Here is a 9,238-nt window from a genome sequence, read left to right on the forward strand (position 1 = left end):
CTCAGTGTCAGCCGGTCGTCGCGCCCTGCGCAGCGGAGCGCACGAGCTTCGAGTACTTGGCCAGAACGCCACGGGTATAGCGCGGGGGAAGCGGCTCCCAGCCAGAGCGGCGGGATGCGAGCTCTGCCTCATCGACGAGTAAGTCAAGAGAGCGAGCTGCGATATCGACCCGTATCAGATCACCATCGCGCACGAAGGCGATAGGACCTGCGTCCACCGCTTCGGGTGCTATGTGGCCGATGCACAGGCCGGTTGTGCCGCCTGAGAATCGTCCGTCAGTCAAGAGTAGTACATCTTTTCCGAGCCCCGCACCCTTGATGGCCGCGGTGATGGCGAGCATCTCGCGCATGCCGGGTCCGCCCTTCGGACCCTCATAGCGGATGACGATGACCTCGCCGGCGTTGATCTCGCCGTTCGCGACGGCATCCATCGCGGCCCGCTCGCGCTCGAATACGCGCGCCGGGCCCTCGAACACCGTGGCGTCGAAGCCGGCGGTCTTCACGACCGCGCCTTCCGGTGCGAGGGATCCGTGCAGAATCGTCAGGCCGCCGGTGGCGTGGATCGGGTTGTCGAAGGTGTGGATGACCTCGCCGTCGATCGGCTGCGGGTCGAGGTCTGCGAGGTTCTCGGCCAGCGTTTTGCCCGTGACGGTGAGGGCGTCGCCGTGCAGCAGCCCCTCATCGAGCATGGCCTTCATGATGACGGGGATGCCGCCGTGACGGTCGACGTCATTCATGACGTACTGACCGAACGGCTTCATGTCGGCTACGTGCGGGACCTTGTCACCGATGCGGTTGAAGTCGTGCAGGTTCAGCTCGACGTCCGCCTCACGGGCGATCGCCAGCAGGTGCAGCACGACGTTGGTCGAGCCCCCGAGCGCCATGGCGAGTGCGATCGCGTTCTCGAAGGCCTCCTTCGTGAGGATGTCACGTGTCGTGATGCCCTGGCGAAGCAGGTTGACGACTGCTTCACCCGAGCGGTGCGCGAAGTAGTCGCGACGGCGGTCTGCGGCGGGCGGTGCGGCAGAGCCGGGCAGGCTGAGTCCGAGTGCTTCCGCGACCGATGCCATGGTGTTGGCGGTGTACATGCCACCGCAGGCGCCCTCGCCGGGCGCGATCGCGCACTCGATGCGCTTGAGATCTTCTTCGCTCATGAGACCCGCGCGGCACGCACCGACGGCCTCGAAGGAGTCGATGATCGTGACGTCCTTCTCGGTGCCGTCCGAGAGCTTGACCCATCCGGGAGCGATGGAGCCGGCATACAGGAACACGCTGGACAGGTCGAGGCGAGCACTGGCCATCAGCATGCCGGGGATCGACTTGTCGCACCCTGCCAGCAGCACGCTGCCGTCAAGCCGCTCAGCCATCATGACCGTCTCGACAGAGTCGGCGATGACCTCGCGCGACACCAGCGAGAAATGCATGCCTTCGTGGCCCATCGAGATGCCGTCCGACACCGAGATCGTGCCGAACTGCAGCGGGTACCCGCCTCCGGAGTGCACGCCTTCTTTGGCGCCCTGCGCAAGGCGATCAAGGCTCAGGTTGCAGGGTGTGATCTCGTTCCAGCTGGATGCGATACCGATCTGCGGCTTGTCCCAATCCTCATCCCCCATGCCGACGGCACGAAGCATGCCTCGGGAGGTCGTCGCCTCGATTCCGTCGGTGACGACACGGCTGCGGGGCTTGATGTCTGGGGACGCGTGTGAAGAAGGATCTTGCGAGGACATGACGGCAGTCTATTCCCGTCGGGAGGAGCGTTCGGACGCGAGCACCTCCAGAAGAGCCGCGATGTCTTGTGGAGTGTCCACACGCAGCACAGCGGATGATTCACCGGGTCCGACACGAACGCCGAGATCTCCGGCGCCGAGCACCTGCATGGCGTCTTCGTCGGTGACATCGTCTCCGGCGAATAGGATGCCGGTGGCATCGAAGTGTTCGCGAAGAACAGTCATCGCCGCATCCTTGCCTTCCACGCGCGATGAGAACTCGAGAACGCGATGCCCAGCCCTGCGTCGCCAGTGCGGGAACTGCTCGGCCACGAGCGCGTCGACTTCAGTGAAGACCGCAGCCTCCGCTTCAGGCGTCGCACGGCGGGTGTGGATTCCCATGCCGAACGTCTTCGGCTCGAGCTGTGCGCCCTCGTAGCGGTCGACGATGGGCTGCGCAGCCGCCCACAGGCTTTCGCGCGCGCCGTCTTCCATCACCGCGTCCGCGATGTCGACCTCCCCGAGGCCTGGGAACCAGTACTGCGCACCGTGCGATCCTGCCAGAGCGATGGCGGAGTCATCCGTGTGCTCGGCGATCACTCGCAGGTCATTCATGCTGCGCCCTGAGACGTACGCGACGAAGGTGTCCGGCAGGGCCGCCAACCGCTCTAGCTGGACTTTCACCTCGGGCAGTGCGCGCGCCGCCATCGGGTCGAGCACGAGCGGAGATGCTGTGCCGTCGAAGTCCAAAGCGACGACCAGGCGTTCTGTGCGCGCGATGGCGGTCAGAGCCTCGTCAGCGGGTTCACGATTCCAGCGGTGTGTCATTTCATCTCTTCTCTCATGCGTGCCGCGCGTGTACTTCGGCGAGGGCCTTGATAAATGAGGACGACCACGCATTCACATCGTGCTCGAGCACCCGCTTGCGAAGCGGACGCATGCGTCGGCCTTGCTCGCCAGGTGTCATTTCGACGGCCGCCATGATCGCATCCTTCAGGCCTTCGATGTCATGCGGGTTCACTCGGACGGCCCGGCGCAGCTCGTCTGCTGCACCCGTGAACTCGCTGAGCACGAGAACTCCGCGGTTGTCGGCCCTGGTGGCGATGTACTCCTTGGCGACGAGGTTCATCCCGTCACGCAGCGCCGTCACGAGCATCACGTCGGCGGCGAGATAGAGGGCCACCATCTCTTCGCGGGGGAATCCCTGATGCAGGTACCTGATCGCGCTGTGCCCCATCGTGTCGGTGTCGCCATTGATCCGGCTCACCGCCAGCTCGATCTCGTCGCGCAGGTGCACGTAGGCGTCGACGCGCTCACGGCTCGGGCTGGCCACCTGGATGAGCGTCACGTCTTCGACGTGGAGGCGCCCCTCGGCGAGAAGCTCGCCGTACGCCTTGATGCGATGGCGGATGCCCTTGGTGTAATCGAGGCGGTCGACGCCGAGCAGGATGCGCTTCGGGTTGCCCAGACTCTCGCGGATCTCGGCTGCACGAGCGCGCACTTCGGGCTTTTCGATGAGCTCGAGATACGGCGAGGTGTCGATGGAGATCGGGAAGGCTTTGGCGAGCACTGGGCGCGAGCGGCTCTCGCCTGGGACGGTGACGATGGATCCCTTGACCTCGTGCTGCAAGCGACGCCGCACTGCGGTGAGGAAGTTGACCGCGTCCTGAGCGCGCTGGAAGCCGATCACGTCGGCGCCGAGCAGGCCGCGCAGCACCTGGTCGCGCCACGGCAGCTGGGCGTACAGGCCGTGTGCGGGGAATGGGATGTGGTGGAAGTAGCCGATCGTCACATCCGGCCGCAGCGCGCGCACCATCTCGGGCACGAGCTGGAGCTGATAGTCGTGCACCCAGACCGTGCCATGCTCTGCCACGACTGCCGCCGCGGCTTCTGCGAAGCGACGGTTCACTGTGACGTAGGCATCCCACCACTCCCGGTGGTATTGGGGAGGTGCGATCACGTCGTGGTACAGAGGCCAGATCGTGTCGTTCGCGAAGCCCTCGTAGTACTCGGCGACTTCCGCCTCGCTGAGCGCGATCGGGATGAGCCGAATGCCGTCCTCGACGAACGGCTCGAGCTCGAGGTCGGCTTGCCCGGCCCACCCCACCCACGCGCCGTCCACGTTCTGCATCACTGGCTCAAGGGCAGCGACCAGACCACCTGGGGACGTGCGCCAGATCTCTTCGCCGTGCTCCCCCACCACTCTGTCGACCGGAAGCCTGTTTGCGACGACGACGAATTCTGCGGTGTCCATGGGAGCTCCTCGATGCCGGTGATGAACCCCCAGGCTATCGACTGCGGGGATGGGTGCGGCTGGCGAACCAGTTCAGGATGCCTGCGAAGAGCACGATCGCCGCGGAAGCGATGGGCAGAAGCAGCGACGCCTGCGTGCCGAAGCTCTGCGCGATCTCACCGGTGACAGCGGATCCGATCGACTGCCCGACGATCACCCCTGAGCCGAGCATCGTCATCACTGTCGCCGATCGTCCGAGCGGGCTGCGCGCAGCCCCGAAACTGTACTGCGTCACCAGGGTCGGTCCGATCCCGATGCCCATCGCTGCCAGAGCCCACGCCATCGTGACGGGCGAGTCGGCGAACGGAAGCAGGAACGACGCCGCCAGAAGGATGCCAGAGAACACCAGCCAGCGCGCCCGCAGTGAGAATCGCGGCGGAAGCCATGCGACCCCGAGCGCGAGGAGTGCCGATCCGACACCCATGACCCCGTAGAGGAGACCTGCCTCTTCCGGCGCACCACGATCAGCCATGAACGCCGTCAACGACGTGAGCATCGTGCCGAAGAAGAGACCGACACCGAGGATTCCGATCACCACGATGAGCAGGTTCGGCCGAAGCAGTTCTGAGGCCGCGGAGGGCGCACGACCGTCGTCGTCGCGGTCGGCTGACACATGGCGGCCGCTCGGATGCAGGGCGAAGGCCCCCACGAAGATGAGCGTGAGTGCTGCAGCGCCGATCAGCGGAGCCCAAGGGGCGATCAGGGAGCCGAAGATGCCCACCAGGAACGGACCGAAGACGAACACCGTCTCATCCGCGGCGGACTCGTACGACATCGTGCCGGAGAGAACGCGACTGCGGCGGTTCTCCGGTATCTGCTCGCTGATGATCGCCACGAGCCGAGAACGCGACATCGGCGCGACTTGAGGTGCGGATGCTCCGATGCCCATGGCCGCCACCAGCACGAGAGCATCTGCCGATGGGCTGTAGACCACCAGCGCGAAGACGACCAGCATCACGCTGTTGACGATCGTGAGAATGATGAGCACAGGACGTTGACCGAAACGATCTGCCGCGGCCCCGAGGAGCGGGCCGAAGCACGCTGTACCGAGCCCGACGGCAGCGGAGGTCAGTCCGCCGAGCGACAACGACCCGCGCGCGGAGACGACGACAGTCAAAACACCGACGACCATCATCGCGAAGGGGAGTCGCGCAACGAAGGCGATCAGAAAGTAAGGGAGGCCGGTTCGTCGAAGGAGACTCGCCGAAACGGGTGCGTGTGTCTGGATCATGACTCTCGCGCGTTCGAAGACGCGGGATCAGGTGTCGCCGCTTTCCGTCAGGATGCCGACGGCCGGTAGATACACAGCTTCAAGCGCTCACGCGCCGGAGTCATTCTACCTGGGACACCTGAGCGCAGGTAGGTTGGTGCCATGCGTTACCTCTTCAGCACCGGACTCATCGCAGCGATCTCCGCAGGAGTGTCACTGCTGCGCGGCACGCGCGATGAACCGATCACCTGGCGCGCTGCGCTCTCATGGGTGAGCTGGGGCATCACTCTCTCCCTCGCGATCGGCGCTGTCGTCGACATGAGGCGGGAGCGAACCGGACAGCTCGTCGATGCCGACTCGCCGCAATCGGTCAAGAAGGCGAAGAAGGCTCAGCGGCTTCAGTTCCGGTCGCAGAAGGCGCTCGCCGATGCCCAAGGGCACGCCAAGAGCCGCCGCTGACTCACTCGTGAGCTCTCCCCACGCCGCGGCGTGCTCAGTGCGCGCCCGGCGCGGCGGGCTCGATCTCAGCGGGTGAGGATGAGCGCCTCACCCTGACCGCCGCCTCCGCAGAGCCCTACGGCCACGGTTCCGCTCCCCCGCCGTGCGAGCTCGTGCGCCATGTGCACAACGAGCCGGTTGCCGGAGACGCCGATGGGGTGACCCATCGCGATGCCGCCACCGTGGATGTTCACGATGTCGCTCGAAACGCCGAGTTCGGTCTGCGAGCGTGCGACGACGGCGCCGAAGGCCTCGTTGATCTCGACCAGGTCGAGATCGGCCGCAGTGAGCCCCTGCTTGTCGAGTGCTCGCACAATGGCCTGAGCTGGCTGCGCCTGCAGCGAGTTGTCGGGGCCGGCGGTCTGTCCGCTCGCGCCGATCGTGGCGAGAACCGGCCACCCCTGCGCCTCGGCGTTCTCGCGCGTCGTGACGACGACAGCTGATGCGCCGTCAGAGATCTGCGAAGAGTTGCCCGCAGTGATCGATCCGCCGTCGGCGAATGCTGCGCGCAGCCTGCTGAGCGTTTCGGCAGTGGTCTCAGGGCGCACGCCCTCATCGCGGGTGACGACGATCGGCTCACCGCGCCGCTGCGGTACCTCGACGGTGACGATCTCGTCATCGAACACGCCGGCATCCATCGCGGTAGCCGCGCGCTGGTGAGAGCGTGCGGCTACCTCGTCCTGCGCCTCCCGCGTGAGCTCAAAGCGCTCATTGTGACGCTCTGTGGAGGCGCCCATGCTCTCGTTGTCGTACGCGTCGGTGAGGCCGTCGAAGGCCATGTGGTCAAGCACCTCCACGCTTCCGTAGGTCCAGCCATCGCGCGAACCCATCAGCAGGTGCGGGGCGCGGGTCATGGATTCCATGCCTGCTGCGACCACCGTCGTGGCATCCCGTGTTCGGATCATGCGGGCCGCGTCGATGATCGCGGTGAGGCCAGACAAGCAGACCTTGTTCACCGAATGCGCAGGCACATCCCAGCCGATACCGGCGCCGATCGATGCCTGGCGTGCGGCGTTCTGGCCGGAACCGGCCGCGAGCACCTGCCCGACGATCACGGCGTCGATCGCGGACGGGTCAATGGATGCCTGTGCCAGAGCGCCCTTGATCGCGAAGGATCCGAGCTGCGGAGCGGTGAACGACGCGAGCTGACCTTTCAGGCGGCCCTGCGGCGTGCGCGCGGCCGCGACGATGACGATGTCACTCATGAGATCTCCTTCAATTCTTCAGAGACGGTGAGCGGCGGCTCTGTCGCGTCGACGATGTCCTGCACGCTCACGCCGGGCGCGGTCTCGACCAGCACCAGGCCCGCATCGGTCACGTCGATGACGGCGAGATCCGTGATGATGCGGTGCGCGACTCCCCTGCCGGTGAGAGGAAGGGAGCACTCGTTCACGATCTTCGGCGAACCGTCCTTCGCGACGTGCTCCATGAGGATGATGAGGCGCCCTGCGCCGTGGACGAGGTCCATGGCGCCGCCGGGCCCCTTGACCATCTTTCCCGGGATCATCCAGTTCGCGAGGTCACCGGTGGCCGACACCTGCATGGCCCCGAGGATCGCCGCATCGATCTTGCCGCCGCGGATCATGCCGAAGCTCGTGGCGGAGTCGAAGAACGCCGTACCCGGAAGCGTCGTGACGGTCTCCTTGCCTGCGTTGATCAGGTCGGGATCGACCGCGTCCTCGGTCGGGTATGGTCCGACACCGAGGATGCCGTTCTCGGACTGAAGAACCACGGTGACGCCCTCGGGGACGTAGTTCGGAACGAGTGTCGGGAGGCCGATGCCGAGGTTGACGTAGGAGCCGTCGATGAGCTCCGCGGCCGCCCGTGCGGCCATCTGCTGGCGGGTGAGTGCCATGATCAGGCTCCTTCGCTCTGAGTGACGGTGCGACGCTCGATGCGCTTCTCGATGTCGGTTCCCACTTCGATGATGCGGTGCACGAACACGCCGGGAAGGTGCACGCTGTCTGGATCGATCTCGCCGGGTTCGACGAGTTCCTCGACCTGGGCGATGCAGACCCGACCCGCCATGGCTGCCAGCGGGTTGAAGTTGCGCGCGGCCTTGTTGAAGACGAGGTTGCCGTGCCGGTCCCCGACCGCGGCGTGTACGAGTGAGTAGTCGGTCGCAATCGCCTCTTCGAGGACGAAGTCCTTCGCCACGCCGTTGATCTCGAAGGACCGCACGTCTTTCACGGGAGACGCCACAGCGATCGAGCCATCTGCGTTATAGCGACGCGGCAGACCGCCCTCGGCGACCTGCGTACCGACACCCGTCTGGGTGAAGAACGCGGCGATTCCAGAACCGCCGGCACGCAGCTTCTCGGCGAGAGTGCCCTGAGGCGTGAGCTCCAGCTCGAGTTCGCCCGAGAGGAACTGCCGTTCGAACTCCTTGTTCTCGCCGACGTACGACGAGGTCATCTTTCGGATGCGCTGTGCGTTCAGCAGGATACCAAGGCCCCAGTCGTCCACGCCGCAGTTATTGCTGACGACGCTGAGGTTCGTGGTCCCCTGCGCGAGCAGCGCTTCGATGAGCGCGATCGGGTTGCCCGAGAGACCGAACCCTCCGACTGCCAGGGACGCGCCGTCCGGGATATCTGCGACGGCTTCGGTAGCCGAGGCCCATTGCTTGTCGATCACGCAGCACTCCTTCGTGTGAGGTCTTCTTCCAGCATCCGCCTTCGCGTGCTTCGGGTCGAAACCCGCTCTTGCGATATGGGCGAATCGCCGACTAGTGTCCACATTATGGACACCCACGATCGTACGGTACCCGGCGCGCAGGCCGTGGCGCGTGCCGCCCGCCTGTTGCGACTGGTGACGTCCAGCGGTGAGGAGGGCGCGACGGTGCAGTCCCTTGCGCGTTCCGCCGATCTCTCCCGATCGACCGCGCATCGACTGCTGAGCGCACTGCGCGCCGAAGGCCTCGTCGATCGCGATGAGGAGACCGCCCGATGGATGCCGGGACCGGAGCTGTTCCTCATGGGATCAGTGGCCGCAGCCCGTTACGACATCACTGCACTCGCGCGCGATATCGTCCGCTCGCTGGCTGTGAAGACCGAGGAGAGCGCCTTCCTCTCGGTGCGCCGCGCGGACGAGACGGTCTGCCTGCTGCGCGAGGAGGGAGCGTTCCCGATCCGCTCCTTCGTGCTGAGCGAAGGAGTGCGGTTCCCCCTCGGCGTTGCAAGCGCAGGGCTCGCCATCCTGTCCTTTCTCCCTGACCACGATGTGGATGCGTATCTGGAGCGCCACCCAGAGCTCAGCCAACGCTGGGGACGCACGCACGGGCTCTCTCCCCTGCGCCGACGACTGGCCGAGACGAAGGAACGCGGCTACGCGGTGAACCCCGGTCTCATCGTGAACGGCAGCTGGGGCATGGGGGCCGCAGTGTTCGACCGCGCTGGACGGCCGGAATGGGCGTTGAGCCTGACGGGGGTTGAATTCCGCTTCGGCGCTGATCGCCTGGCGGACCTAGGACGCACCCTCCTGGCGCACGCTCACCAGCTGTCCTCTCGCATCAGCAGCCGCACCTCGCATTGAG

The 9,238-nt window shown here is 65.8% G+C and carries 9 protein-coding genes; 2 read left to right on the forward strand and 7 right to left on the reverse strand.

Annotation, left to right across the window (positions count from 1 at the left end; all coding sequences use genetic code 11):
* Positions 1-7: 7 nt before the first annotated feature.
* The 4 genes from ilvD to ACTU6V_RS08755 are packed head-to-tail and all read right to left on the reverse strand — an operon-like array spanning position 8 to position 5,229.
* Positions 8-1,726 carry a dihydroxy-acid dehydratase gene (gene ilvD, locus ACTU6V_RS08740; RefSeq protein ID WP_443468138.1) on the reverse strand — a complete coding sequence of 573 codons (1,719 nt, stop codon included), beginning with the start codon at positions 1,724-1,726 and terminating at the stop codon, positions 8-10.
* 9 nt (positions 1,727-1,735) lie between these two features.
* Complete coding sequence (otsB, locus tag ACTU6V_RS08745) at positions 1,736-2,533, reverse strand: trehalose-phosphatase (protein ID WP_443468137.1); 798 nt, start codon at positions 2,531-2,533, stop codon at positions 1,736-1,738.
* 13 nt (positions 2,534-2,546) lie between these two features.
* Positions 2,547-3,959 carry an alpha,alpha-trehalose-phosphate synthase (UDP-forming) gene (locus ACTU6V_RS08750; RefSeq protein ID WP_443468136.1) on the reverse strand — a complete coding sequence of 471 codons (1,413 nt, stop codon included), beginning with the start codon at positions 3,957-3,959 and terminating at the stop codon, positions 2,547-2,549.
* Between the two features lie 34 nt (positions 3,960-3,993).
* Entirely contained in the window at positions 3,994-5,229 is a 1,236-nt protein-coding gene (locus tag ACTU6V_RS08755) for an MFS transporter (protein ID WP_443468135.1), read from the reverse strand.
* 141 nt (positions 5,230-5,370) lie between these two features.
* Here ACTU6V_RS08755 and ACTU6V_RS08760 point away from each other — a divergent pair, with 141 nt between their 5' ends.
* Positions 5,371-5,667: a hypothetical protein gene (locus tag ACTU6V_RS08760; RefSeq protein ID WP_443468134.1), complete on the forward strand. Its 297-nt coding sequence runs from the start codon at positions 5,371-5,373 to the stop codon at positions 5,665-5,667.
* A gap of 65 nt (positions 5,668-5,732) precedes the next feature.
* Here the strand turns inward: ACTU6V_RS08760 and ACTU6V_RS08765 are convergent, their stop codons facing one another.
* The 3 genes from ACTU6V_RS08765 to ACTU6V_RS08775 are packed head-to-tail and all read right to left on the reverse strand — an operon-like array spanning position 5,733 to position 8,340.
* Positions 5,733-6,911, reverse strand: a complete 1,179-nt coding sequence (locus ACTU6V_RS08765) for an acetyl-CoA C-acetyltransferase (protein ID WP_443468133.1) — start codon at positions 6,909-6,911, stop codon at positions 5,733-5,735.
* Entirely contained in the window at positions 6,908-7,561 is a 654-nt protein-coding gene (locus tag ACTU6V_RS08770; protein WP_443468132.1) for a 3-oxoacid CoA-transferase subunit B, read from the reverse strand. The genes ACTU6V_RS08765 and ACTU6V_RS08770 overlap by 4 nt, the downstream gene beginning before the upstream one ends.
* Before the next feature lie 2 nt (positions 7,562-7,563).
* Positions 7,564-8,340 (reverse strand): CoA transferase subunit A, encoded by a 777-nt coding sequence (locus tag ACTU6V_RS08775; protein WP_443468131.1) that lies wholly within the window; start codon positions 8,338-8,340, stop codon positions 7,564-7,566.
* Between the two features lie 105 nt (positions 8,341-8,445).
* Between ACTU6V_RS08775 and ACTU6V_RS08780 the strand changes: the two genes are divergently transcribed.
* Positions 8,446-9,237: an IclR family transcriptional regulator gene (locus ACTU6V_RS08780; protein ID WP_443468130.1), complete on the forward strand. Its 792-nt coding sequence runs from the start codon at positions 8,446-8,448 to the stop codon at positions 9,235-9,237.
* The last annotated feature ends 1 nt before the right edge of the window (position 9,238 follow it).

Origin of the sequence: Microbacterium zouquanmingi (assembly GCF_052266675.1) — a bacterium.
GTDB lineage: Bacteria > Actinomycetota > Actinomycetes > Actinomycetales > Microbacteriaceae > Microbacterium.